This is a genomic window from Sorangium sp. So ce367 (assembly GCF_051520455.1).
Classification (GTDB): domain Bacteria; phylum Myxococcota_A; class Polyangia; order Polyangiales; family Polyangiaceae; genus Sorangium; species Sorangium cellulosum_B.
The window spans coordinates 7229557-7254385 of record NZ_CP150334.1 but is presented as its reverse complement, the minus strand read 5'-3'; the positions used below and the strand labels follow the sequence as shown (position 1 = coordinate 7254385).

Genomic DNA, 24829 nt, shown 5'->3' with positions numbered 1-24829 from the left:
ATGCGCGTCCTCGGCATCGATCCCGGCTCGCGCCACCTCGGCTGGGGCCTGCTCGTGCGGCAGGGCACGCGCATCGAGCACGTCGCGCACGGCGTCATCGACATCGACACGAGCGGGACGTTCGCCGCCCGGCTCGTGGAGATCGACGACGAGCTCGGCAAGGTGATCGCGTCGCTCGCGCCCGACGCGGCCGCGGTGGAGAGCCTGTTCTTCGCCAAGGACGCACAGAGCGCGGCGAAGCTCGGCCACGCGCGCGGGGTCGTGCTGCTGCGGCTGGCGCGCGCGGGCGTGCCGATCTCGGAGTATCCGCCGGCGCTGGTGAAGCGGACCATCGTCGGCCGGGGCGCGGCCGAGAAGGCGCAGGTCGCGCAGGTGATGACCGCGGTCCTGCGCCTCGCCGCGCCCCCGCGGCCGGACGCTGCCGACGCGCTGGCCATCGCGATGACCCACCTCAGCGCCGCGGGCTTCGCGGCCGCGCTGGCGGCGTCGGGCGCGCCCGTCCAGCGCCGCGCCCGGCCGCGACGGGCGCGCCTCGGGTGAGCGTGGGCCGGCGCGGCTCCCTGGTCGCGCATGGGGACGAGAGGCGCGGCGGCTTGGTCGACCGCTGACCGCTGACCGCGCGACAGGGGGCCGGCGGGCGCGGCCCTGGCGGTCCGGGCGCACATCCCGTGTGCTATGGAGCCTGCATCGGACGCTCCCGCGCCGCGTCCAACATGAAAACGTGCGGCGCGCCCCGTCTTCAGCGAGGGTGCGGCTGCCAGGGCACGGAGCCGGCGGTGCATCGCCGGCGCCCCCGTCGCCGACGAGCGGGGGCGAGACGCCTCTGGACATCAAAGGAGATCGGGAAGGATGACGCGAACCTCACTCAACCGCCTCGCCGCCGCGTGCCTCATCGGGCTGACGGCGCCCCTCACGGTCGTGCTCGCGACGCTCGCGACCGCCGGCGAGTCCCAGGCCGCGGGTCCCACCGCCGAAGAGCTCGGCAGGCGCGTCCAGCAGTTCTACGACTCCACGAAGACCTTCAAGGCGAGCTTCACCCAGACCTACACGATCAAGGTCCAGGACGTGAAGAAGGTCTCCACCGGCAAGGTGACCTTCGAGAAGCCGGGCAAGATGAGCTGGATCTACGACGCGCCGAACGGAAACCGCGTCGTCTCCGACGGCATCACGATCAAGGTCTACGAGAAGGACAACGAGCAGATGTTCGAGACCCCGGTGAAGGGCTCTCAGTATCCGGCGGCGCTCGCGTTCTTGATGGGCAAGGGGCAGCTCACGAAGGATTTCTCGCTGCGCCTGCTCGATCCTGCGCAGATGAAGTTCGAGGGCGGCTATGTCCTCGAGGGGACGCCGAAGGAGGCGACCCCTGCGTATCAGAAGATGCTCCTCTATGTGGACGGGCAGACCAACCAGGTCCGCCGCGTGCTGATCCTCGACGCGCAGGGCAACCGGAATCGGTTCGACTTCTCGTCGCCGGTCGTGAATCAGCCGGTCGGGAAGACCGAGTTCGATTTCACGCCTCCACCGGGCACGCGCGTCGTCCGCCCCTGACGTTCTCCCGCCACGTTCCCGGCGCGGAGGAGCCGCTGCCGCGTTACCCCGCCGACCCCCGACAGCTCGTGGAACCCGTGGAAGCGGAGCGTCACAGCCTCCGCGCTCCTCGCCGGCAGCGCGCCGTGGCGAAGCTGCTGGGATATATGCCCGGCGCGTCCCTGCCGTGGTAGAAATATTCCGTGATACTTCGATCCCACGGGCGTGAGCGACAGCTCCGAGGCTGGCGTCGCCCGGCGCGGATCGTCACCGCTGCTTTCGGCTCCACGCGCGCGGCGGGGATTCGCCTCGGCTGAACGGTCACCCGCTGTCACGAGGCTTTCGCGAGAGCGCTCGATCCATGAACAATCCCCACGGACATCGTCCCGATTCCCCCGGCGTGCCGCAACAACCCCGGCCGGCGGAGCGCTTGAGCGAGCGCGCGCAGGGGGGCGGGCAGGGCCCTTCGGGGTATCCGGCGCAAGGTGCGGGGCAGAGCTCCATGGGGCAACCGCCGCACGGGCAGCAGGGCTACGGGCAGGCGCCGCAGGGGTACGCGCAGCCAGCGCAGGGCTACGGGCAGGGGCACGTATATCCCCAGGGGCCGCAGGGCCATCCGCACGGACCGCAGGGGCCGCAGGGCCATGCGCAAGGGCCGCAGGGGCACGCGTATCCGCAGGGGCCGCAGGGCGATGCGCAAGGGCCGCAGGGCTATGCGCAAGGGCCGCAGGGGCACGCGTATCCGCAGGCTCCACAGGGCTACGCGCAGGGGCAAGCGTATCCGCAGGCTCCACAGGGCTACGCGCAGGGGCAAGCGTACGCGCAGGCGCAGCAGGGTCACGCGTACCCGCTGGCACCCCAGGGCTACGCGCGGGGGCATCAGGGTCACGCGTACGCGCATCACCACGCAGGCTACCCGGCGGCCGTTCGGAGGTTCGACCCGGACCGGCGGCTGCGCATCGCCGGGCTGTGGCTGTGGGCCATCGGCCTCATCGCGGGCGCGGTCCTCAACGTGCTCTTCACGCTCCTCGGCGTCATCGAGTCCGGGGGGAGCATGCTGAGCGCCATGCTCGTCGGGGCGCTCTTCGCGTTCCCACCGCTCGTCCTCTACCTGTTCGTCCCGATGATCATCGATCGGTACGATCCCGAGCCGTGGTGGTGCCTGCTGATGGCGTTCCTCTGGGGAGCGCTCGCGGCGACCGGCTTCTCGATCCTGATCAACACGGGCGTCCACATCGGCGTCTCAAGCAACTTCGGCGAGCCCGCCGGCGAGCTCGTCAGCGCATCGGTCAGCGCGCCGTTCGCGGAGGAGCTCTTCAAGGGGCTCGGCGTGTTCGGCTTCTTCTACTTCCTGCGCCGGGAGTTCGACGGGATTGTCGACGGCATCATCTACGCCACGTTCTGCGCGCTCGGCTTCGCCGCGGTGGAGAACGTGCTCTATTACGCGCGCGCCTCGATGCAGGGCAGCGACGTCCTCGCCGGCACGTTCGTCCTGCGGGGCGTCTTCACGCCCTGGCTCCACCCGCTGTTCACGTCGATGACCGGCATCGGCTTCGGGCTCGCCCGGGAGTCGTCGAAGACGTGGGTGCGCGCGGCGGCCCCGATCGGCGGCTACCTGCTCGGCGTCGCGCTGCACGCGGTGTGGAACTTCCTCCCCACCGCGCTGGGGCGCGCGATGGGGGACATCTTCATGCCGTGGCTCCTGCTCTGGTTGTGCTTCGTCGCGTCGTTCTTCGGGATCATCGTGGCGCTCGTGATCCGCAAGGGCTGGGTGATCCGGGATCATCTGCGCGACGAGGTCGCGCTCGGCATGCTCACCCAGGACGAGCTCGAGCTCGTCTGCTCGCCTATCGGCCGGCTCCGGTGCACCCTGGGCTGGCGCGGCGCCACGGGGCGGAGCTTCATCCGCGCCGGCGCGCGGCTCGCGCTCAGCAAGTGGCACACGGCGCGCGCGCTGCAGGGCCGCAACCGCACCCTGAGCGCCGATTTCATCGGCCCGCTCCGGCAAGAGATCGCGCAGCTCAGGCACGAGCTTCTGGCCCGAGCGCCCCGGTAGACCGCCGCTCGGGGACCCCCGAGCCGGCGTGGCGGCGGTCAGCTCTGCGAGGTGTTCGTCCCGTCCGCGGCTGGGCGCGCGGCGCGGTCCTCGCGCCGCTGCACGGGCTTCGCGGGGATGCCCACGACCGTGGTGTTCGGCGCGACATCGTGCACGACCACGGCATTGGCGCCGATCCTGGCGCCGTCACCGACCGTGACCCCGCCGACGATCTTCGCCCCCGCGCCGATGAAGAGGTCGCTCCCGAGCACCGGTGTCTGCCGTCGATCGGCACCGATGGTCACCTGGTGCTCGATGAGCACGTTCGATCCGCCGCGGACGTTGCCATTGATGACAACGCCGTTCGAGTGGATGAGCACGAACCCGGGCCCGAAGTCCGCGCCGCGCCCGATCACGCAGCCGCCGGCCAGGTTGGTCGCCTTGTTGAGCACCATCTCGAGCACCGGCATCCGGTGGGCTCGCGCGGCCTGCGTGAACCTGTAGAGGACCATCGCCGCGGTGCCGTCGGTCGCCAGCGTCTTCAGGATGGTCGGCAGTGGATCGCTGCCGTAGCACCATGTGGCCTTCTGGCGCACGTCGGCCGCGATGAGTCGCAAAGTCCGCAGCATCCCGACGAGCCTAGCGCATCTCGCCCCGCCCGTGCGACCTTTCGCCGCGCGCCCTCGGGGGCACCTCGTCGCGTCTGTCTCGTTGCGCCGCGCCGCGCCCGCGTGACCTTTCGCCGTGCCCGCGCTCCCCTGCTACATCCCGTCGCGCGTCCGCCGCGCCTGCGTGCCCGCGCGGTCTTTTCGACGCCGCACCGCCCTGTTGCCATCCGGTCATCGGTCCGTCACATCGCTCGGGTACACGCGCTCTTCACCATGGCGCGGATTTTAGTCATCGAGGACGAGCCGGCGCTCCAGAAGGTGCTCGATTACAACCTCAGGCAAGCCGGGCATGAGGTGCTCCTCGCGGGGCAGGGCGGTGAGGGGGTCCAGCTGGCCGTGGACCAGCGGCCCGATCTCGTCTTGCTCGATCTCATGCTGCCCGACATCCCGGGGACCGAGGTGTGCCGTGCTCTCCAGCAGAGCGATGGCACCCAGCGGATCCCCGTGATGATCGTGTCGGCGCGCGGGGACGAGGTCGACCGCATCGTCGGCTTCGAGCTCGGCGCCGTCGACTACGTCGTCAAACCGTTCAGCGTGCGGGAGCTCGTGTTGCGCGTGCAAGCCGTGCTCCGCCGCGCGAAGTCCTCCGGGGATGGGGAGCGGAGCATCGAGTTCGGGTGCCTGCGGATCGACGAGGGCGCTCACCGCGTGTGGGTCGAGCGCGAGGAGGTCGAGCTGACGCTCCTCGAGTTCAAGCTCCTCGTCGCGCTGTACGAGGCGCGCGAGCGCGTGCAGACGCGCACCGCGCTCCTCGACGGCGTGTGGGGCATCGACGTGAGCATCACGACGAGGACCGTGGACACCCACGTCAAGCGGCTTCGCGACAAGCTGCGCAGCGCCGGCGATTATATCCAGACCGTCCGCGGTATCGGCTATCGATTCGCCGCTTCGCCCGACCTCCCCGAGAGCCGCAGCGCCTGAGCGTCCTGCCGGGCGAGCACGACAATCGTTGCCCCACCGTCACCGGGCCGCAACGGCAGCCAGTGTACCGTGCAGACGGTGATTCACATGCTGGGTGACCTTGTTGAAGCCTGCCGGTCCCTCTCATGAGTTCAGGTGGAGCTCTTGTGTTGTCGCCAGCGTGTGCCGGGAGCCTCGATGTATCTTGAAACGTGGAATGCAGGGGAGGCCGATCCTGAGCGGGCGAAGCGCCTCGCGATCGGGGTTGCGGCAGGGCTCCTGCTGTTCGCGGCCATCGCGCTCGCCGCCGCCCGCCTGAGCGGCGCGATCGCGTCTCCTCCGCCCGAGGAGGAGGTCGTCGAGGTCAAGCTGGCCACCCAGATCCCCGAGGCGCCCCCTGTGGCCTTGGCGCCCGCGCCCCCGCCGCCGGCGGCGGAGGCTCCGGCGCCTCGCCCCGCGGCGCCCAGGCGCCCGGCGCTCGTCGCGCCGACCGCGGTGCCGAGCGAGGCGCCGGCGGAGGCGGACCCGGGCCAGGCCAAGGCGAGCGACGACGACACCTACGGAGAGCCGGGAGGCGCACCGGGCGGCGTGCCCGGCGGGGTCCCCGGCGGCACGGGGACGGCCGCCGTGGCTGCGCCCGCGCCGCCGCCACCGCCGCCGCCTCCGCAGCCGAAAGGGCCGATTCACCTCCCCGAGAACGCCGCGCCGCCTGTCGCGCTCTCCAATTCCCTCCCTCCCATCCCCGAGGCGGCGCGAAGCGCGGGGATAGAGGCCACCGTGGTCGTCAGGTTCGTGGTGACCGAGACCGGCGAGGTCACGAACGTCACCATCGTCCGCGGCCATCCGCTGTTCAACGACGTGGTGCTCGCGACGGTGAAGACGTGGCGCTACCGGCCGGCGATCCACGAGGGGAGGCCGGTGTCGACCTTCAAGACGGTCCGGATCCCGTTCAAGGCGAAGAGATGACGTCGAGCGCGCGGCCGCGGACGCGGCCTCTCGCGCGAGGAACGAAGGAGGTTGTAACCATGATGCAGTTTGATCTCGGGCACATCTGGGCGACCATGGGGCTTTTGAGCAAGCTCGTCGCGTTCGCCCTCGTGCTCATGGCGCTGGCGAGCGTCGCCGTCGTTGTGGAGCGGCTCATCGCGCTCGCGCGTCAGGCGTCGGAGACCCGGCGCTTCGCGAGGGAGGCGCGCCCCGTGATGGAGGCCTGGGACACCGCGCGGCTCGTCTCGATCGCCGACGGCTATGGACGCTCCGCGCTCGCCCGGCTCGTCGGCGCGGCCGTGCGCCGCTTCCAGCGCGCCGTCGAGGCCGGCGAGGGCGGCGTGCCGCCTGTGGAGCTCGCGCGCCGCGAGGTGTCGCGGCGCCGGGAGGCGATCTCCGCCGACCTGCGCCGCGGCCTCTCGGTGCTCGCGACGGTCGGCTCGGTGGCCCCGTTCGTCGGGCTGCTCGGCACGGTCATCGGCATCATCACGGCCTTCCAGACCATCGCCTCGGGCGGCCTCGGCGCCGTGAGCGCCGGCATCGCCGAGGCGCTCATCGTCACCGCGCTCGGGCTCGGGGTCGCCATACCGGCGGTGCTTTGCTTCAACTACCTCACCACCCGGATCGCCGCTGTGGAGCTCGCGCTCGAGCGCAGCGCGGGTGAGCTCATCGACGAGATGGAGAACGAACATGGGCGTTCGAGCGGAGAGCAGTCGTTCGGGTCGGCAGCAGCCGCCTGAGCCGGAGATCAACGTCACGCCGCTCGTCGACGTGGTGCTCGTGCTCCTCATCATCTTCATGGTGATCGCGCCCCAGATGGAGCACGGCGAGCGGGTCGAGCTCCCGGCGGTGTTTCAGCCGGATCCGAAGTCGAAATCGAAGCTCGATACGATCTACGTGACGATCACCGGCGCAGGCACCGTGTTCCTCGAGAAGGAGGCTGTCGCCGACCTCGGCGCGCTCGGCGAGCGGCTGCGGGCCATCCGCGCCGCCGAGCCGGAGCGCCGGGTGGTCATCAAGGGCGACTCCTCGGCGCGGTACGGCCGCGTCCGGGAGGCCTTCGCGCTGTGCCAGGAGGTCGGGTTCGCCGGGATCTCGCTGCAGGTGAGCCAGCGGGGCGGCGGGGCGTCCGCCGCGCCGGAGGAGGGATAGCGCCGTGGGGATGAGCGTTCCGCAGGGCGGAGGCAAGAAGGGCGGCGTCGCGCCGAGCATGAACGTGACGCCGCTCGTCGACGTGGTGCTCGTGCTCCTCATCATCTTCATGGTCGTGACGCCGCTGCTCGCCAAGCAGCTCTGGCTGAATCTGCCCAAGAAGGACGACACCGCGAAGCTCGCGCCGCCTCCCATCGACGCCGACAAGCCCGTGGTGCTCACGGTGGATCAGCGCGGCGTCCTCCGCATCAACCAGGCCGAGGTGCAGCGCGGCGAGCTGAAGGAGCGGCTCGCGCGGATCTTCGCGGCGCGCTCGGACAACGTTCTTTACTTCGACGCGGATGACGAGGCCGTCTACGCGGTCGCCGTGGAGGCCATGGACGCCGCGCGCATGGGCGGGGCCAAGACGATCGCCGTCCTGACGGAGAAGCCCGCGCGCTGAGCCAGGGCAGAGCCCCGATGAGGTGAAGTCGAGGCGCGCGGGAGCCGCCGCCGCGTCGCTCGAGCGCGCGGGCGCGGCGGGGTGCACGGGAGAGGGCGCGAGGTGGCCCTCCGCTCTCCTCATCAGACGGGCGCGCGTGCGCCCGGCCATCGAATCGAGAGTCGCGCCCGGGCTCGGAGCGCGCGAAGGGACAGGTGCATGAGTCGCAGAAGGATCTCGGGGGTAGTCGCAGCGCTGGTGACACCGCTTTGCTGGGGGGCCACGGCCCTCGCGCAGGGCGACCCCGGAGCCGCTGCGCCGCAGCCAGACGGCGCGGCGCCTCAGGCCGTCGGTCCTGCGGCGGAGGACGCCGCGGGGCTCGACGAGCCGAGCCCGTCGCGCCCGCCGCCCGCGGGGAAAGGCGTGGTGTGGGGCGTCGTCACGGACACCGCCACGAAAGAGCCCTTGCTCGACGCCCAGGTGTCCGTCGTGGGGACGAAGCTCAAGGCGATCGCGGACCTCGACGGGCGGTATCGGCTGGAGCTCCCGCCGGGCACCCATCAGCTGCGGGTCTGGTACGAGGCGTACAAGCCGCAGCGCGTGCAGGACGTACGGGTGACCGCCGGGCAGGTGGTCCAGGTCGACGTCGGCCTCGAGGCGGATCAGCAGACAGAGGAGGTCATCGAGGTCGAGTTCGAGCCGGAGCGGGCGAGCGTCGCGGCGCAGCTGCTCATCCGGAAGAACGCGGCCCACGTGGGCGACGCCATCGGCGCGAAGGAGATCGCGAAGACACCCGATCGCAACGCCGCCGAGGCCGCGAAGCGCATCGTCGGCGCGACCGTTGTCGACAACAGGTACGTCTACGTCCGCGGCCTGGGCGAGCGCTACACGAACGCGCTCCTGAACGGCGCCCCGCTGCCGAGCCCCGAGCCCGACCGGCAGGCCGTCCCGCTGGACCTCTTTCCGTCGCTGGTCCTCAGCGACATCACCGTCGTCAAGACGTTCACGCCCGATCTCCCCGGCGACTTCGCGGGCGGCTCGGTCCAGATCAACACACGCGAGCTCCCGACGAAGTTCCTCTTCCAGGCATCGCTGTCGCTCGGGCTGAACAGCCAGGCGACGTTCCGTGATCGCCTGACCTACGCCGGATCGGGCACCGACTGGCTCGGGATCGACGGTGGCGCGCGCGCGCTCCCCGGCGAGATCCCCGACTACAAGGTGGTGCGGCTCGGCCCCAAGCCTGGCGGCGGCACCATCACGAGGGACGAGATGACGGCCTATGGGCGGGCGATCAACTCATCGATGGTGACGACGCGGTCGTTCACCCCGCCGAACGGGAGCGGCAGCGTGGTCGTCGGCGACACCCTGAAGCTCGGCGGCGAGCAGCGCCTCGGTTACATCGCCACCCTGAGCTATGGCCGGAAGTTCGCTCCGCGCGCTGAAGAGCGCACCAGAACCTTCGAGCCCGATCCTCTGGGCGGTGAGCCCGCACCCAACGGCGACACCAGCACCGGGAGCATCCGTGATCAGGTGTCCTGGGGCTCGTTCGCCAGCGTCACCTACAACCCGGATCAGAACCACAAGGTGACGATCACCGGACTCCACAGCCGCTCGTCGGAGGATCTGGCCAGCGAGATCAGCGGGAACCCTACAGACGGCAGCAGCGCGTTTCGCGACACCCAGCAGCGGTTCATCTCCCGGGCCCTCACCTTGGGTCAGCTCCAGGGAGAGCACCGCATCGGCGCGCTGGACGGCGGCACCCTCGACTGGAAGGCGTCCATCTCCCACGCGTCCTCGGACGAGCCCGATACGAGGGAGACCGTCTACATCAGGGACGATACGAGCGGGGCCTTCTCGTGGGACGAGGGCACGCTGAGCGGCGCCCACTTCTTCAGCGACATGACCGACGTGAACTACGGCGGGCAGCTCTCCTATACCCAGCCTCTCGTCCGTGGGGACACCCCGACCCGGGTGAAGCTGGGCGGTCTGTTCAACCTTCGAGAGCGCGAGTTCAACGCGCGCCGGTTCCGGTTCAAGCAGCGCCCGGGCTCGGACCCGACGATCCTGCGCCAGGAGCCGGGCCAGCTGTTCTCGGACGAGAACATCGGCACGGCGCTCGAGCTGGAGGAGATCACGCGCGAGACCGACTCCTACACGGCGAACAGCGATCTCTATGCAGGCTACGTGATGACCGACGCCGCCGTCACACGATGGCTCCGCGCGGTGCTCGGCGCCCGGATCGAGGCCTCCACGCTGTCGCTGAGGGCGTTCGACAGGTACTCCCCGGCAAGCCCGGAGATCAAGGAGGAGAGCGACAAGGTCGATATCTTGCCCGCGGCCAACGTCATCTTCAAGGCGAGCTCGATCTCGAACGTCAGGCTCGGCGTATCCAGGACGCTGGCCCGACCCCAGCTCCGCGAGCTCAGCCCGACCTTGTATCAGGAGGGATACAGCGGGATGGAGGCGAAAGGCAATCCGGACCTCGGGCGGACGAGCGTCGTGAACGCCGATCTCCGCTTCGAGGTCTTCCCGACGGCCGGCGAGGTGGCCGCGGTCAGCGTCTTTTACAAGCACTTCCAGGATCCGATCGAGGAGATCATCGTCCCGAACAGCGGCAGGGGCAGGCTCAGCTACGTGAACGGAGAAGCCGGTTATGTCGCCGGGGTCGAGCTCGAGCTCAGGAAGGGCCTGGGCTTCATCACCCCTCTCCTGAACGAGGTCACGGCGCTCGGAAACCTCACGTTCGTGCAGTCGGAGGTGACGATCGATCCCGAGAACACCGAGGGAGGGGTCACCATCGAGAGCACCCCGACGCACCCGCTCCAGGGCCAGTCTCCCTTCGTCGTGAACCTGGGGCTCGATTACGCCAGAGAGTCGACCGGCACGAGCGCCCGGCTCCTCTACAACGTGTTCGGCGCCCGGCTCAAGCGGGTGGGTCGCAACGGGCTGGCGGACGAGTACGAGCAGCCGCGGCACCAGATTGACCTGACCGTGGCCCAGCGCCTCGGCGAGCACGTCGAGGTGAAGCTGGCCGGCGAGAACCTCCTCAATGCGCCCATCCGCGTCACCAGGGGGAGCGACGGCGATGAGGACAAGATCGCCAGCCAGTACAGCGTCGGGACGACTGTGACGTTGAGCGCGGCGTTCACGTACTGAGCACCTGCCATTGAATCGTCACGCGCCGCTCGTCACGAGTTTTCCTGCACACGCCATGTTGGGGGAGGAGGTAGAATAAATTGCGTACATTCAAATTGGGCTTGGTTTGCGCCTCGGCGCTCTCCGTCGCGGCGTTTGCCGCGTGCGGCGATGACGACTCGATCTCCCCGACCTCGACAAGCACCTCGTCCGCGAGCAGCTCCGCCAGCGGCGGTGACGGTGGCGGTGGCGGCGAGGGCGGCGGTGGCGACGGCGGCGGTGGTGGCGACGTCAGCGCCGATTGCTCCTCCCCGGTGGAGGTCAGCGAGGCGATCACCGCCAGCGCGAAGTGGACCGCCGACAAGTGCTACCTCATGAAGGGGATCATCTTTGTCGAGCGCGGCGCGACCCTGACCATCGAGCCAGGCACGAAGATCATGGGCGAGAAGGTGAGCCTCGCCACGCTCGTCGTGAAGCCCGGCGCCAAGATCAACGCCAAGGGCACGGCGAGCAAGCCCATCGTGTTCACGAGCCAGGGCGAGGAGGGCGATCGCGCCGCCGGCGACTGGGGCGGCGTCATCCTGCTCGGCGAGGCGCCCGTCAACGTCGAAGGCGGCAAGGCCAGCGTCGAGGGCATCACCGGCGAAGGCACGGAGTACGGCGGCGACAAGCCCGCGGACAGCAGCGGTGTCCTCGAGTACGTGCGCATCGAGTACAGCGGGATCCTCCTCTCCCAGGACAACGAGGTCAACGGCCTCACCTTCGCCGGCGTGGGCTCCGGGACGACCGTCGATCACGTGATGGTGCACCACACGCTCGACGATTGCTTCGAGTTCTTCGGCGGCACCGTCAACGCGAAGCACCTCATCTGCGCGCAGAACGGCGACGACGGCTTCGACTTCGACCTCGGCTACACCGGCAAGCTCCAGTTCCTCGCGCTCCAGCAGGACCCGTCCGTCGCCGACGAGACGAACGGCTTCGAGGGCGACAACGACGCCGACTCGTCGGCCAACACGCCCCTCAGCGAGCCGACGATCTACAACGCGACCCTGTGCGGTAAGAACAAGGAGGTCGACAAGCAGCAGTACGGCATGCTGCTCCGCCGCTCGACGAAGGCCCACATCTTCAACACCATCGTGACCGGCTTCGAGGCAGGGGTGGATCTCCGTAACGAGCTCACCGAGGTCGAGCTCGCGAGCTCGATCTTCTTCGGCAACATCGAGGCGAACATCGCCTACGAAGAGACCGACACCGAGGCGGCGACCGAGTCGAAGCTCGACGACGACGACGACGCAGGCACGGACGAGGTCGCGTGGTTCGAGGGCGAGGCGACCAACAGCGCCGAGGATCCCGGGCTCGCCGACTGCTTCGCCGCAACGCCCGACTTCCGGCCTGAGGCCACGCTCACCGAGAACGCGGCGACCCCGCCGGATGACGGCTTCTTCGACCCGGAGGCGAGCTACATCGGCGCCTTCAAGGCCGATGACACCTGGGCGACGGGCGCCTGGGTCTCGTTCGACGCGAACTGACGCGGCGCCGTCCGCGCCGGCCCTCCGCGATGCGGCGGGCGGACCGGATCCGTGGCGAGAGAAATGACGAAGGCCGGCTCTTCAGCCGGCCTTTATCGTCTCTGGCGTCACGACTCCGCCGCAGGCGCTCAGCGCACCCGCGGCGTAAACCCGGACACACTGCTGCGATGCTCGCTGCATACGCCTCGCGCGTCCGCGGTCTCCTTGAATGACACCCTTCCGCACACCTCGCAGATGCACAGGTGTGCGCGATAGAACTCCCGGTCGAGCAGGATGTCGGCGGCGAGCAAACTGAGCACAATGTCGCCGAGGAAGTCGATCTCGCGCGGCGAGGCGACCCAGACGGGACGGCCGCCGACCGCCGCCCGGCGGACCCTGCCGCCGTAGATCGCCGCGTTCAGGAATCGATCGTCGGCGACGGGCGCGATCAGCCCCCGGAGGGCCGTGATGACGCGCCCGCGGGCCTTGTGGATGAGCTCCTCGAGGTTGCTGCCGCCGTCGGCCCGGGGATCGAGCATGACGGGCGTCGCGCCGGGCTCGCGCACGATCTGGGGGCGCTTCATCAGGCCCGGGGTCACGAGGTGGTCCACGAACCATTCCTGGAGGTCCTTGGGCGTCCACTCGGACGCCGGCCACTCCAGGAACTCGAGAGCGCCGCGGAGGCCGCTGATGCTCTGGAGACCGGGGTGGGTGGGGAGGCTCGGCAGGGTGCGGGATGTGTGCAGACGCCGGGACGAGCGGCGGCTCGCCTCCTCGATGTTGCGGCCGGATCCCATGTTCACCTCGAGGGCAGACCCCCGGTCCCGATGGATGCGAGCTCTTGCAGAGGCCACCATGCCGAGGGAACAAGCACAACTTGTGCCGAACCTGGCGAACGGGGCGACCTGGATTTGCTGGGAGTTCTGCCCAGAGAGCCTTCCCATGCCGTTGGGATGGCCGGCCACTGGCCGGCCAGGTTCTTCAGCGGGTAAGATTGTGCCCGATGGACCACTCCACCGTCCGCGTCTCGGTTGCACCGGAGCCCTCGGTCGCCGAGCCTGTCCCCGGCATCGTCCTGATCTTCTCGGGCGATCAGCCGCGCTGCGCTCCCATCCCGCTGGATCGTGGCTCCGTGGTGGTGGGTCGCGGAGGCGTCGGTGGCGTGCCGCTCATGGACGACTCGCTCATGTCGCGGCGACACGCCCGCATCGCGTACGACGGCGGCGCCTGGACCGTGGAGGACCTCGGCAGCACCAACGGGACGTCGGTCAACGGCGAGCCGATCCGCGGCGAGGTGCGGAGGGACGCGATCCAGGTCGTCGGCGCGGGGACGTCGGTGTTCCTCGCGCTCAGCGACATCCGGAGCTTCGCGCGCGGGGGCGTGCGCCTCGAAAAGGAGAGCGTCCTCGGGCCGAGGCTGCAGCTCATTTACGACACGATCATCCGCGCCGCGGCCGGGGGAGACAGCCTCCTCGTGACGGGCGAGAGCGGCACGGGCAAGGAGCTCGCGGCGCGCGCCTACCACGAGGCGGGGCCGCAGGCGCGCGGCCCATTCGTCGCCGTCAACTGCGCGGCCATTCCGGAGGGCCTGGCGGAGCGGCTCCTCTTCGGCGCCAGGCGCGGCGCTTACTCCGGCGCGACGCACGACACCGACGGCTATGTGCAGGCCGCCCACGGAGGCACGCTCTTCCTCGACGAGGTGGCGGAGCTCGACGCGGCCGTCCAGGCGAAGCTGCTGCGGACGATCGACACCCGGCAGGTCCTCGAGCTCGGCGCGGTCGCGCCTCGCCCGGTGCAGATCCGGATCTGCGCGGCGACACACGACCTCCGCGCCCGCGTCGCCCAGGGCCGCTTCCGGGATGATCTTTACTACCGTATCGGCCGGCCCGAGGTCCGGCTCCCGCCCCTCCGCGAGAGGACCGAGGAGATCCCGTGGCTGCTCGCGCAATGCGCAAAGGCGGTCGGCGCGGCGGCTCAAAGCGCGCCGCCGGCGATTCACCATTCGATGATCATCGCGTGCGCGATGCGCCGATGGCCGGGGAATCTGCGCGAGTTCGTCGGCGAGGCGCGGCGCGCCGTGACGCGCGCGCTCGACGAGAAGCGGCGCACGGTCGAGGCCAAGGATCTGGATCCGCTCGCCGGCGTCGGGCTGAGCCCGGAGTCGATCGAGCCGCAGGCCCGGCCGACGGCGAGCGATGTTCGACCGGCGCGCGCAGGACAGGCGCTGCCCGAAGATGAGATCGCCGAGGCGCTTCGCCTCGAGCGAGGCAATGTGTCTCGCGCGGCCACCAGGCTCGGAGTGCACAGGAATCGAATTCGACGCTGGCTCGAGAAGAATGGCGTCGATCGCTCCCACTTCGCCGAGGGAAGCGACCTGTCCGACAACGACTGAACCGCTGGCGCCCGCCGTCGCATGCACAGGTGCAGGAGTGCGTCAATGGTGCCGCAGCGTCGCTGGAGAGCGCTCGTCTTCCGGCTGCGTCGCGATGAGGAAGTCACTCCCGGCGTAGGCTGCTGAGCCCGAGGGGGCGGTCGTTCCATACATCACCTCCAGCAAACGCTCTGCTCCTTCCGAAGGCCTGAAGGCCGTCTCGGCGCTGTTTCTCCGGCGAAGAGGCGCGCGATCGTCGCAGGGTTGCCTCCATCCGGCGACGCAACGTGGGCTCGATCGACCGAACGCCCATGTATAGGGACTTTACAGAGCTGATTATGCGGGTTGTAATGTGGTGTGTAAGCCCCGTCCCCAGCGAGGTGTTGTCACGACCACGGTCAACTCAACGAGTCCGGCGCGTGCTCGCCAGGTCGGAGCCCACGATGCGCCCTGAAGAGACCACCGGTGAAGTGTGCCGTGGCCTGCGCGTCGCGCGCGGCCTGCGTCATCGAGGCGGCGCTCCTCGCGATCCGCGCGCGCCGGGGCCGGCGGGTCTTCCGCCTGCGGCGCGATCACGCGCGCCTCGCGGGACGCCTACGAGTGCCTACGTCTGTCGCCAGAAGACAGGCTCGGACGGCGCGCGGAACACGAGGACGGGGGCGCGACGCACAATGACGATCTTGGACTTGACCGGGCGGGCGGCTTCATCGATGTACAGAGAGTTGTCTGTCGGGTCTCCTTGCGAGCTCAGGCCCCGTCGCGTCACGGGCGGGCGCCGCGCTCCGCGGCCTTGCCGCGGGCGCGCGGCCGTCGAGCGCCTGCCCCTTGCTCGCCGTCGGGCTCTCCCTCAGCGACATCTGCAAACATTGAAACCCCTGGCTCCTGCGAGGTGGTCGACGTCATGCGTTCTCGCCTGAAATCGGCTGCCCGCGGAGAGCCCAGCCAGGACGGCGGGCTGCCTGGTTGAACAGCCCTGGACACCATGAACGCGATCCGTAGACACGTATCGGCCGAAGAGGCGCCTCTTAGCCTACGAGCGCACATCGAGGGGCCCACCAGCTCGACAGCGTCCAGCCCAGGGCAGCAGCCGAGCTCGGGGACCCGCCAGACCCACTCGCGTCGCCGCCCGTTCCTGAGCCGCCTCCTGGCGGCGGGCGAGGCGATCGACGCGGGGGACAGCGAGCGCGCGAGGGCCCTCATCGAGGGCATCCTGCGGGCCGAGCCCGATACGGGGGACGCGTCCGAGCGCATTTCTGGCGTGTTTGGCCGGGCGCTGCTCGCCCGCCTGGACGGAGATCGCTCCGGCGACGGGAATCTGTACCTGCGCAGCGCCGGGCCGCGGGACATGCTCGCGGCGTTTCAGCTGCTCGTGCACGCGACGCCGCTCATCCGGTTCGGCTACCTCAGCGCGAACGCGGCCATCGTCGAGGCGTTCCAGGACGAAGGGGAGATCCATGTCATCGACATCGGCGTTGGCGGCGGTACGCAGTGGCCATTCCTGCTACACCGGCTGGCGACGCGGCCCGGCGGCCCGCCGCGGGTCCGGCTGACCGGCATCGACCTGCCGTGCCGGGGCCCCGATCCCGAACAGCGGCTGCGCTGGGCGGGCGCGTTCATCGGGGGGTGGGCGGAGCGCCTGAAGGTCCCCTTCGAGTTCCACGGCGTCGCGTCCTCGGTGGAGCGCGTCGACTGGAGCCGTATCGCGTCCCGCTCCACGGCGCCCATTGCGGTCAATGCGGCGTTCGCATTGCACCACGTGCCGGATGCCTCGGTGCACGCCACCGCGAACCGCGACACGATCCTCACGAGGATCCGGGCGCTGTCGCCGCGCGTGCTGACGCTCGTCGAGCCGGATGTGGAGCACAACGCGCACCAGTTCCTCCCGCGGCTGTCGGAGGCGATCGGCCACTACTACGCGGTATTCCAGGCGCTCGAGGCGCTGCTCCCGCCGCACATCGCCGCGCGGGAGACCATCGAGCAGGTCTTCTTCGGGCAGGAGGTGATGAACGTGGTGGTGGGCGAGGGGGCCGCGCGGGTCGAGCGGCACGAGCGCCGGGGCGCCTGGCAGCGCCGCCTCCGCATGAACGGCTTCGAGCCGCTCCGCGTCTCGCCGCACGAGTCGCTGGTCCGCGGAGCGCTCCGCCTGAGCCAGGGGTTCGACGTCCGGAGCGACGAGCCCGCGCTCCTGCTCATGCGCAACGGCGTGTCCATCGTGGCCGCGTCGGCGTGGCGTCCGCGGCAGCTGCCGCCGCCATCGCGGTTCATGTCCGGCCTGTTCCGCCGCTAGGAGCGCCGCACAGCGCAGGTGATCCCATAACGCACGAATCTGCGCCCCTCTTTCAACGACCGCTTCCCTCTCCGGATCACATCCGGACGCGAGCGGCCCCTCGCCCTCAGCGCCTCAGGAGGACGAATGCCACCCAGAGCACCAGCGCGCCGAGCGCGAGGCACGCGAGGGGGATCCACAGGGCGCGGCGCTTGTGCATTGCGGCTTCCCGGAGGTCGCGCCGGTACCCCGGCGTGTGACCGCCCTCGGCCGCGGACGGGGGGTCGTGGAAGGGAAGAGGGCTCAGCCCTTCGCGCCTGACGAGCTCGAACAGCACCGAGCCGCGCGCCTGGGCCCGTGCGAGCTGCCCCAGCAGCTCACGGCGACAATGAAGGCAAAACGTCGACGCATCCTCTTCGATGCCGACGAGGTCGAGCTCCCGTAGCCGCTGCTGCTCCCAGCTCTCCCTGGCTCGCCGGGCCTCGTTGTGCGCGTCCTCTCGGCGGTCGTCGTGGTGTGGGCTGTCCGTCGCGCTCATCGCAGCTCCTGATCGGGGGCGCGGCCTGCGGCCCCCTAGAAGGATCTATTCCGGCCAGCCGCGAGAAATTCTCACGCAATGCGCCTGGCGAACATGCCGCGCCGGCCGCAGGCCACCCGGACGAGCTGACAGCCAGCGCGCCGAGCTCAGCGGGTGACGAGCACCTTGAGAGCGCCGGGTGCTGCGGCGGCCGCCAGCGCCTCTGCGGCGCGCTCCAGGGGGAGCCGCGCCGACACGAGGGAGCGGACATCGACGGTCCGGGCCTCGAGGGCGCGCAGCGCTGGCCCGAACAGCCCGCAGCGCGAGCCGACGACGGTGATCTCGTTGATCACGAGCTCCGCGAGGTGGACGCTGGAGAGCCCGGCCACCGTGCTCTTGAGCACGAGCGTGCCCCTGGGCCGGGTCGCGCGGACGGCCCTCACGAACCCCTCGGCGGTGCCGGTGGCCTCGACCACCAGCTCGGCCGGATCTCCGGCCCAGGCGCACCGGGGCGGCGAGGCACCGGCGTCGGCCTGGCCCGAGGGCTCCTGGCGAACGAGCTCGGTCGCGATGCCCTGCGCGCGCAGCAGGGCGAGCTTCTCCTCGTGTTTGCCGACTGCGAGGACGCGGGCGCCAGCCTGGTGGAGCACCTGCGCGATGAGCAGGCCGAGCTTCCCGTCGCCGAACACGAGCGCCGACGCGCCCGGCGACACACGCACCTGCTCCAGGATCGCGAACGCCGCCGCGAGCGGCTCCGCGAACACCGCCTCCTCATCGTCGACCCCGTCGGCCACGGCGTGGAGGTTCGCCACGGGCACCGCGACGCGCTCCGCCAGCGCGCCGTCGGCGCCGACGATGCCCATGACGGTGCGCGTCGGGCAGTGCCTGCCCAGCCCGCGCGCGCAGCTCTCGCAGCGGCCGCACGCGAAGTTGATCTCGCCCACCACGCGGCGGCCGAGCCAGGCGGCCGGGCCCTCCACGACGTCGCCGACGAACTCGTGCCCGAGCGTGCCGCGGAAGCCCATGTAACCTTGGATGATCTCGAGATCCGTGTTGCAGATCCCGGCGCACCGCACCTCGACCACGGCCATGCCGGCCGTGGTCGAGGGGGGGTCGCGGTCGATGACGCGCGCGGCCGTTCCGTCCCAGACCAGCGCTCGCACGGTCGAGCTCTAGCCCGCCGCGAGCGCCAGCCGGCGCTTGGCCGGCTGCATCAGGTACGCGTCGACCGCGTCCGCGGCCTTGCGCCCCTCCGCGATGGCCCAGACGACGAGGCTCTGGCCGCGCGACATGTCGCCGGCGGCGAAGACGCCCTCCACGCTGGTGCGCCCGCCGTGGGCCTTCACGTTGCCGCGCTGGTCCATCTCGACGCCGAGCTGCTCGAGCAGCCCCTCGCGCTCGGAGCCGACGAAGCCCATCGCGAGCAGGACGAGCTCGCACGGGATCTCGAACTCGCTCCCCGGGACCGGCACGAACTTCCCACCTTCCAGCTTCACCCGTATCGCCTGGAGCGCGCGGACGTGCCCGTGCTCGTCCCCGAGGAACGCGGTGGTCGACACCGACCAGTCGCGCTCGCCGCCCTCCTCGTGCGAGGACGAGGTGCGGAGGATGAGCGGCCACGCGGGCCACGGGTTCGTCAGCGAGCGCTGCTCGGGGGGGCGGGGGAGGAGCTCGAGCTGCGTCACGTGCGCCGCGCGGTGGCGGTGGCTCGTGCCGAGGCAGTCGGAGCCGGTGTCACCGCCGCCGATGACGACCACCCGCTTGTCCGTGGCGAAGATCGCCTCGCTGTCGGGGATCACGTCGCCGGCGACCCGCTTGTTCTGCTGGGTCAGGAAATCCATCGCGAAATGGACGCCCTTCAGCTCCCGGCCGGGCACCGGCAGGTCGCGCGGCCGGCGCGCCCCGCCGCACAGCACGACGGCGTCGTACTGCTCGCGCAGAGCGTCGCCGGTGATGTCGACGCCGCAGTGGACGCCCGTGCGGAACGTCACCCCCTCGGCCTGCATCTGCTCCATGCGCCGGTCGATGAGGTGCTTCTCCATCTTGAAGTCGGGGATGCCGTACCGGAGCAGGCCGCCGATGCGGTCGTCGCGCTCGAAGAGCGTCACGTCGTGGCCCTTGCGCGCGAGCTGCTGGGCAGCAGCGAGCCCGGCGGGCCCCGAGCCGATCACCGCGACCTTCTTGCCCGTGCGCTGCTTCGCGATGACCGGCGCCACCAGGTTCCGGTCGAACGCGCGATCCGCGATCGCGCGCTCGACGTTCTTGATGGTGACCGGCTTGCTCTCGATGTTCAGAACGCACCCCGCCTCGCAAGGCGCGGGGCACACGCGCCCCGTGAACTCGGGGAAGTTGTTCGTCGCGTCGAGCGACGCGATCGCCTCGGGGAGGCGATCGCGGAACATGTGATCGTTCCAGTCGGGGATCAGGTTCCCGAGCGGACATCCGTCGTGACAGAACGGGATGCCGCAGTCCATGCACCGGGCTGCCTGATCGCGCAGCTCGGCGTCGGGGACCGGGAGCTCGAACTCCTGCCAGTCGTTCAAACGCTCGGAGACGGGCCGCTTCTTGATGTCGACCCGCTGGATCTCGAGGAAGCCTCGTACCTTACCCATGGGCGGCCGACCTCTCTCCCGTGCTCAGGGGACCCGCGTTGGCGGGGATGTAACGTCCAGTGGAAACATAGGGGGTTGAAGGAGAAAGGAGAGACACGAGCCTGTCGGACCCGTCCGCTCCGTTCGTCGCGGGCGACGCCGCGGCCTCCAGGGCGCGGCGGTACTCGCTCGGGACGACCTTCACGAACTTCGACAGGACAGCCTGCCAGGACTCGAGCAGCTCGATCGCCTTCCGGCTGCCCGTGCGCCGCACGTGCTCCTCGAGCAGCGCCCGCACCGACTCGGCGTCGGCGGCGGTCATCGTCTCGAGCTGCACCATCTCCTTGTTGCAGCGCGCCTCGAAGAGCGCGTCCTCGTCGAAGACGTAGGCGAGCCCGCCGCTCATGCCGGCCCCGAAATTGCGGCCGGTGGTGCCCAGGATGATCACGGTGCCGCCCGTCATGTACTCGCAGCCGTGGTCGCCCACGCCCTCGACGACGGTGGTGGCCCCGCTGTTCCTGACCGCGAAGCGCTCGCCCGCGCGGCCGTTGAAGAACGCGCGGCCGTTCGTCGCGCCGTACAGCACGACGTTGCCCACGATGACCTGATCGTCCGGCCGGAACGGCGCCTCGCGCGGCGGCCGCACAGCGACAACGCCGCCCGAGAGGCCCTTGCCGACGTAATCGTTCGCGTCGCCTTCGAGCTCGAGGGTCATGCCCCGCGAGGCGAAGGCGCCGAAGCTCTGGCCGGCGCTGCCGGCGCACTTGACCACGATGCTGTCCTCGGGGAGCCCGGCGCTGCCGTGGCGGCGCGCGATCTCGCCGCTCAGCATCGCGCCGAGCGTCCGATCCGAGTTCTTGACGCGGGTCTCGATGACGACGGGCGCCCCGCCGTCGATCGTCGCGCGCGCCTTCTCGATCAGCTTGAGGTCGAGCACCCGGTCGAGCTTGTGGTCCTGCAGCTCCACGCAGTGGGTCGGGCTCGTGAGCGCCTCCTTCGGGCGGTACAGCACCTCGGAGCAGTCGATCTTCCTCGCCTTCGGGTGGAGCCCGGCGCTCCGCTGCACGATGCAGTCGGAGCGCCCGACCATCTCGGTCAGCGTGCGGAAGCCCAGGCGCGCCATGATCTGCCGGAGCTCCTCCGCCACGTAGAAGAAGAAGTTGATGACGTGCTCCGGCGCGCCCGTGAACTTCTTGCGGAGCTCCGGGTCCTGCGTGGCGATGCCGACCGGGCAGGTGTTGAGGTGGCACTTGCGCATCATGATGCAGCCGGTCGCGACCAGCGGCGCCGTGGAGAAGCCGAACTCCTCGGCGCCGAGCAGCGCGGCGAACGCGACGTCGCGGCCCGTCATCAGCTTGCCGTCGGTCTGCACGATGGCGCGGCCGCGGAGCCCGTTCATCACGAGCACCTGGTGCGCCTCGGCGAGGCCGAGCTCCCACGCGACGCCCGCGTGGTGGATCGACGTGAGCGGGGAGGCGCCGGTGCCGCCCGAGTCGCCGCTGATCAGCACCACGTCGGCGTGCGCCTTCACGACGCCCGCGGCGATGGTGCCGACGCCCGCCTCGGCGACGAGCTTCACGCTGATGCGCGCCTTCGAGTTGATGTTCTTCAGGTCGAAGATGAGCTGGGCGAGATCCTCGATCGAGTAGATGTCGTGGTGCGGCGGCGGCGAGATCAGCGTCACGCCGGGCGTCGAGTGGCGCACCTTCGCGATCACCGCGTCGACCTTGTGGCCCGGGAGCTGGCCGCCCTCGCCGGGCTTGGCCCCCTGCGCCATCTTGATCTGCAGCTCGTCGGCGTTCACGAGGTACTCGGCCGTGACGCCGAACCGCGCCGAGGCGACCTGCTTCACCGCGCTCCGCTTCGAGTCGCCGTTCGGCAGCCGGAGGAAGCGCGCCGGGTCCTCGCCGCCCTCGCCGGTGTTCGACCGCGCGCCGATCCGGTTCATCGCGATCGCGAGCGTCTCGTGCGCCTCCTTCGAGATGCTCCCGAAGGACATGGCGCCCGTGGCGAAGCGCTTCACGATCGAGGCGGCGGGCTCGACCTCCTCGATCGGCACCGGCGGGCCCGCGGGCCTGAAGTCCCACAGGCCGCGGAGCGACATCGGGTGCTCCTGCTGCTCGTTGATGACGGAGGCGTACTCGGCGTAGCTCTTCGCGTCGTCGAGGCGGACCGCCCGCTGGAGCGAGGCGATCGACTGCGGCGTCCAGAGGTGCCGCTCGCCGGACACGCGGAAGTGGTGGTGGCCGCCGACGTCGAGGTGCGCGCGCGCCCGCTCGCCGTACGCCGCGTGGTGGCGCGCGAGCGCCTCCTCCGCGATCTCGCGCAGCCCGACGCCGCGGACGCGCGACGCCGTGCCGGTGAAGTACGCGTCGATGACGAGCTGATCGATGCCGATCGCCTCGAAGATCTGCGCGCCCTGGTAGCTGGAGAGCGCGCTGATCCCCATCTTCGACATGATCTTCAGGATGCCCTTCTTGAGCCCCTTCACGTACCGCGAGCCCGCCGCGGTCGGCGAGAGGTCGGCACCGAGGGTCTTGTCGCGGCACATCGCCGCGATCGACTCGAACGCGAGGTACGGGTTCACCGCGCCGGCGCCGTAGCCGATGAGCAGCGCCATGTGGCCGACCTCGCGCGCCTCGCCGGTCTCGACGATGATGCCCGCGCGCGTGCGCGCCCCCTCGTTGATGAGGTGGTGGTGCACGGCGCCCACAGCGAGCAGGCTCGGGATGGGGGCGAGCGTCTCGTCGATGCCGCGGTCGCTGAGGATGAGGATGCTCGCGCCGTCGGCGATCGCGCGGCTCGCGTCCTTGCAGAGCTTCGCGAGCGCGGCGCGCAGGTTGTCCTCCGGGTCGCCGTCGACCGGGAAGTACATGGGCAGCGTGGCCGCGCGGAAGTCGGGGAAGACGTTCTTCCGAAGCTTCGACAGGTCGTCCTGCGTGAGGATCGGGTGCGGCAGCTCGAGCATCCGGCACTGGCGGGGCGTCTCCTCGAGGAGGTTGCCCTCGCCGCCGACGCAGCTCACGAGCGACATCACGATCTCCTCGCGGAGCGGGTCGATCGGCGGGTTCGTGACCTGCGCGAACAGCTGCTTGAAGTAGCGGAAGAGCAGCTGGGGCTTCTCGGAGAGCACGGCGAGCGGGATGTCGATGCCCATCGAGCCCACCGGCTCCTCGCCGAGGGTGGCCATCGGCCCGAGGATCATCCGCAGGTCCTCCTCGGTGTAGCCGAACGCCTGCTGCAGGCCCCGGAGATCCGCGTGCGGGATGGTGTAGAGGCTCGGCACGTCCTCGAGGGCGCGCAGATCGATCTTGTTCTCGGCGACCCACGCCGCGTAGGGCTTCTGCGTCGCGACGCGGCGCTTGATCTCGTCGTCGCTGACGACGCGACCCTCGGTCGTGTCGACGAGGAACATCTTGCCCGGCTGGAGGCGCCCCTTCTGGATCACGCGCGCCGGCTCGATGTCGAGGACGCCGAACTCGCTCGCGAGCACGACGAGCCCGTCGCTCGTCACGACGTACTTCGCGGGGCGCAGCCCGTTCCGGTCGAGCGTCGCGCCGATCAGCCGTCCGTCCGTGAAGCACAGCGCCGCGGGGCCGTCCCAGGGCTCGATCAGACAGCCGTGGTACTCGTAGAACGCCTTCTTCTCGGCCGACATGTCCGGGTCGAGCGCCCAGGCCTCGGGCACGAGCATCATCATCACGTGGGGCAGCGAGCGGCCGCTCGCGAGCAGGAAGTCGACCACGTTGTCGAGCGCGGACGAGTCGGAGCCGCCCGGGCGGATGATCGGCTTGAAGTCCTCGATCGCGTTCGCGAAGACATCGCTCTTCAGCAGCGCCTCGCGCGCCGACATCCACGCGGTGTTGCCGCGCACGGTGTTGATCTCGCCGTTGTGCGCGATGACCCGGTACGGGTGCGCGCGCTCCCACGTCGGGAAGGTGTTCGTGGAGAAGCGCGAGTGCACCATCGCGAGCCGCGACACGGTGCGCTTGTCGGACAGATCGGGGTAGAACGCCGCGACCTGCTCCGCGAGCATCAGGCCCTTGTAGACGACCGTCCGCGACGAGCACGACGTGATGTAGAAGTCGTCGGCGTTGGCGGCGCGGCCGGCGCGCTTGCGGATCGCATACAGGACCTGCTCGAAGGACTGGCGAGGCGCGACCCTGCCGATGAACAGCTGGCGGATCGCGGGGCGCGAGTCGCGCGCGATCGGGCCGAGCGCCGCGTCGTCGATGGGGACGTCACGCCAGCCGAGGACGCGCTGTCCGTGGTGCACGACCGCGGCCTCGAGGATCGCCTCGCACTGGCGGCGCCGCGACGGGAGCTGGGAGAAGAACGCCGTCGCGACGGCGTAGTCGCCGGGAGCAGGCAGCGCGATGCCAAGGGCGGCCAGGGACGTGGCGTACAGCTCGTGCGGGATCTGGAGGAGGACGCCCGCGCCATCGCCGGTGCAGGGGTCGCAGCCAGCGGCGCCGCGATGGGTTAGATTTTCGAGGATCTCGAGCGCTTGGCAGACGACCTCGTGCGTCGCTTCACGGCGGAGCGTGGCGACGAATCCGAGACCGCATGCGTCGTGTTCGAAAGCCGGATCGTAAAGACCTTGTCGTTGGGGCAGAGGCATGGTGCTGACTTCACACGCGCGTAGCACAGGTGGCACAAGGATTGGAGCCCTAGTTTAATGCGGCGCGCCAGGAGCCGCGGAACCGGGCGCAAAATGGGGAAGGGGTGTCGCCTTGCCCCGGGGGCCGCCG

18 protein-coding genes are annotated in these 24829 nt (G+C 70.3%); 12 read left to right on the top strand and 6 right to left on the bottom strand.

From position 1 onward, the window contains the following. The 3 genes from ruvC (at position 1) to WME97_RS27540 (ending at position 3583) form a co-directional block, all read left to right on the top strand. Entirely contained in the window at positions 1–540 is a 540-nt protein-coding gene (gene ruvC / locus WME97_RS27550) for a crossover junction endodeoxyribonuclease RuvC (RefSeq protein WP_437541583.1), read from the top strand. A gap of 309 nt (positions 541–849) precedes the next feature. Further along, positions 850–1548, top strand: coding sequence for a LolA family protein (locus WME97_RS27545; protein ID WP_437541581.1), 699 nt, complete (start codon positions 850–852; stop codon positions 1546–1548). Between the two features lie 481 nt (positions 1549–2029). Further along, a complete protein-coding gene (locus WME97_RS27540; RefSeq protein WP_437541579.1) occupies positions 2030–3583 on the top strand; it encodes a PrsW family glutamic-type intramembrane protease in 1554 nt (517 codons plus the stop codon). Between the two features lie 38 nt (positions 3584–3621). Here the strand turns inward: WME97_RS27540 and WME97_RS27535 are convergent, their stop codons facing one another. Next, on the bottom strand, positions 3622–4191 hold the full coding sequence (locus tag WME97_RS27535) for a serine O-acetyltransferase (protein WP_044965787.1): 570 nt from the start codon (positions 4189–4191) through the stop codon (positions 3622–3624). Between the two features lie 252 nt (positions 4192–4443). Here WME97_RS27535 and WME97_RS27530 point away from each other — a divergent pair, with 252 nt between their 5' ends. From WME97_RS27530 to WME97_RS27500, 7 genes are all read left to right on the top strand, one after another. Further along, positions 4444–5151 carry a response regulator gene (locus WME97_RS27530; protein ID WP_437541577.1) on the top strand — a complete coding sequence of 236 codons (708 nt, stop codon included), beginning with the start codon at positions 4444–4446 and terminating at the stop codon, positions 5149–5151. Positions 5152–5328: 177 nt separating this feature from the next. Beyond that, positions 5329–6096: an energy transducer TonB gene (locus WME97_RS27525; protein WP_437541574.1), complete on the top strand. Its 768-nt coding sequence runs from the start codon at positions 5329–5331 to the stop codon at positions 6094–6096. A gap of 59 nt (positions 6097–6155) precedes the next feature. Further along, positions 6156–6857, top strand: a complete 702-nt coding sequence (locus WME97_RS27520; protein WP_437541571.1) for a MotA/TolQ/ExbB proton channel family protein — start codon at positions 6156–6158, stop codon at positions 6855–6857. Then, on the top strand, positions 6808–7269 hold the full coding sequence (locus WME97_RS27515; RefSeq protein ID WP_437541568.1) for an ExbD/TolR family protein: 462 nt from the start codon (positions 6808–6810) through the stop codon (positions 7267–7269). Before WME97_RS27520 ends, WME97_RS27515 begins: the two co-directional genes overlap by 50 nt. A gap of 10 nt (positions 7270–7279) precedes the next feature. Further along, complete coding sequence (locus tag WME97_RS27510; RefSeq protein WP_044965786.1) at positions 7280–7711, top strand: ExbD/TolR family protein; 432 nt, start codon at positions 7280–7282, stop codon at positions 7709–7711. Between the two features lie 198 nt (positions 7712–7909). Further along, entirely contained in the window at positions 7910–10846 is a 2937-nt protein-coding gene (locus WME97_RS27505) for a carboxypeptidase regulatory-like domain-containing protein (protein WP_437541566.1), read from the top strand. Positions 10847–10947: 101 nt separating this feature from the next. After that, positions 10948–12354 (top strand): hypothetical protein, encoded by a 1407-nt coding sequence (locus WME97_RS27500; RefSeq protein WP_437541564.1) that lies wholly within the window; start codon positions 10948–10950, stop codon positions 12352–12354. 128 nt (positions 12355–12482) lie between these two features. Here the strand turns inward: WME97_RS27500 and WME97_RS27495 are convergent, their stop codons facing one another. Further along, positions 12483–13130 carry a hypothetical protein gene (locus WME97_RS27495; RefSeq protein ID WP_437292956.1) on the bottom strand — a complete coding sequence of 216 codons (648 nt, stop codon included), beginning with the start codon at positions 13128–13130 and terminating at the stop codon, positions 12483–12485. Between the two features lie 206 nt (positions 13131–13336). Here WME97_RS27495 and WME97_RS27490 point away from each other — a divergent pair, with 206 nt between their 5' ends. Both WME97_RS27490 and WME97_RS27485 read left to right on the top strand, forming a co-directional pair. Beyond that, entirely contained in the window at positions 13337–14725 is a 1389-nt protein-coding gene (locus WME97_RS27490) for a sigma 54-interacting transcriptional regulator (RefSeq protein WP_437541562.1), read from the top strand. 961 nt (positions 14726–15686) lie between these two features. Beyond that, a complete protein-coding gene (locus WME97_RS27485) occupies positions 15687–16991 on the top strand; it encodes a GRAS family protein (protein ID WP_437520963.1) in 1305 nt (434 codons plus the stop codon). Positions 16992–17097: 106 nt separating this feature from the next. Here the strand turns inward: WME97_RS27485 and WME97_RS27480 are convergent, their stop codons facing one another. The 4 genes from WME97_RS27480 to gltB all read right to left on the bottom strand — a co-directional run bounded on the left by WME97_RS27480 (position 17098) and on the right by gltB (position 24699). Then, the gene (locus tag WME97_RS27480; RefSeq protein ID WP_437541560.1) at positions 17098–17508 is read right to left on the bottom strand and encodes a hypothetical protein; all 411 of its coding nucleotides are present in this window, start codon (positions 17506–17508) and stop codon (positions 17098–17100) included. A 146-nt stretch (positions 17509–17654) separates the two neighbouring features. Further along, positions 17655–18650: an MDR/zinc-dependent alcohol dehydrogenase-like family protein gene (locus WME97_RS27475; RefSeq protein WP_437541557.1), complete on the bottom strand. Its 996-nt coding sequence runs from the start codon at positions 18648–18650 to the stop codon at positions 17655–17657. A gap of 9 nt (positions 18651–18659) precedes the next feature. After that, entirely contained in the window at positions 18660–20099 is a 1440-nt protein-coding gene (locus WME97_RS27470) for a glutamate synthase subunit beta (RefSeq protein ID WP_437541555.1), read from the bottom strand. Further along, positions 20092–24699 (bottom strand): glutamate synthase large subunit, encoded by a 4608-nt coding sequence (gene gltB, locus WME97_RS27465; protein WP_437541553.1) that lies wholly within the window; start codon positions 24697–24699, stop codon positions 20092–20094. The genes WME97_RS27470 and gltB overlap by 8 nt, the downstream gene beginning before the upstream one ends. Between the last annotated feature and the right edge of the window lie 130 nt (positions 24700–24829).

Bases quoted from the DNA above. Each gene is read 5' to 3' on its own strand.
- WME97_RS27480 (WP_437541560.1), bottom strand. From the start codon at position 17,508: ATGAGCGCGACGGACAGCCCACACCACGACGACCGCCGAGAGGACGCG.
- WME97_RS27485 (WP_437520963.1), top strand. From the start codon at position 15,687: ATGAACGCGATCCGTAGACACGTATCGGCCGAAGAGGCGCCTCTTAGC.
- WME97_RS27515 (WP_437541568.1), top strand. From the start codon at position 6,808: ATGGGCGTTCGAGCGGAGAGCAGTCGTTCGGGTCGGCAGCAGCCGCCT.
- WME97_RS27470 (WP_437541555.1), bottom strand. From the start codon at position 20,099: ATGGGTAAGGTACGAGGCTTCCTCGAGATCCAGCGGGTCGACATCAAG.
- WME97_RS27535 (WP_044965787.1), bottom strand. From the start codon at position 4,191: ATGCTGCGGACTTTGCGACTCATCGCGGCCGACGTGCGCCAGAAGGCC.
- WME97_RS27530 (WP_437541577.1), top strand. From the start codon at position 4,444: ATGGCGCGGATTTTAGTCATCGAGGACGAGCCGGCGCTCCAGAAGGTG.
- WME97_RS27510 (WP_044965786.1), top strand. From the start codon at position 7,280: ATGAGCGTTCCGCAGGGCGGAGGCAAGAAGGGCGGCGTCGCGCCGAGC.
- WME97_RS27545 (WP_437541581.1), top strand. From the start codon at position 850: ATGACGCGAACCTCACTCAACCGCCTCGCCGCCGCGTGCCTCATCGGG.
- WME97_RS27490 (WP_437541562.1), top strand. From the start codon at position 13,337: ATGGACCACTCCACCGTCCGCGTCTCGGTTGCACCGGAGCCCTCGGTC.
- WME97_RS27505 (WP_437541566.1), top strand. From the start codon at position 7,910: ATGAGTCGCAGAAGGATCTCGGGGGTAGTCGCAGCGCTGGTGACACCG.
- WME97_RS27520 (WP_437541571.1), top strand. From the start codon at position 6,156: ATGATGCAGTTTGATCTCGGGCACATCTGGGCGACCATGGGGCTTTTG.
- WME97_RS27525 (WP_437541574.1), top strand. From the start codon at position 5,329: ATGTATCTTGAAACGTGGAATGCAGGGGAGGCCGATCCTGAGCGGGCG.
- WME97_RS27495 (WP_437292956.1), bottom strand. From the start codon at position 13,130: ATGGGATCCGGCCGCAACATCGAGGAGGCGAGCCGCCGCTCGTCCCGG.
- WME97_RS27540 (WP_437541579.1), top strand. From the start codon at position 2,030: ATGGGGCAACCGCCGCACGGGCAGCAGGGCTACGGGCAGGCGCCGCAG.
- ruvC (WP_437541583.1), top strand. From the start codon at position 1: ATGCGCGTCCTCGGCATCGATCCCGGCTCGCGCCACCTCGGCTGGGGC.
- gltB (WP_437541553.1), bottom strand. From the start codon at position 24,699: ATGCCTCTGCCCCAACGACAAGGTCTTTACGATCCGGCTTTCGAACAC.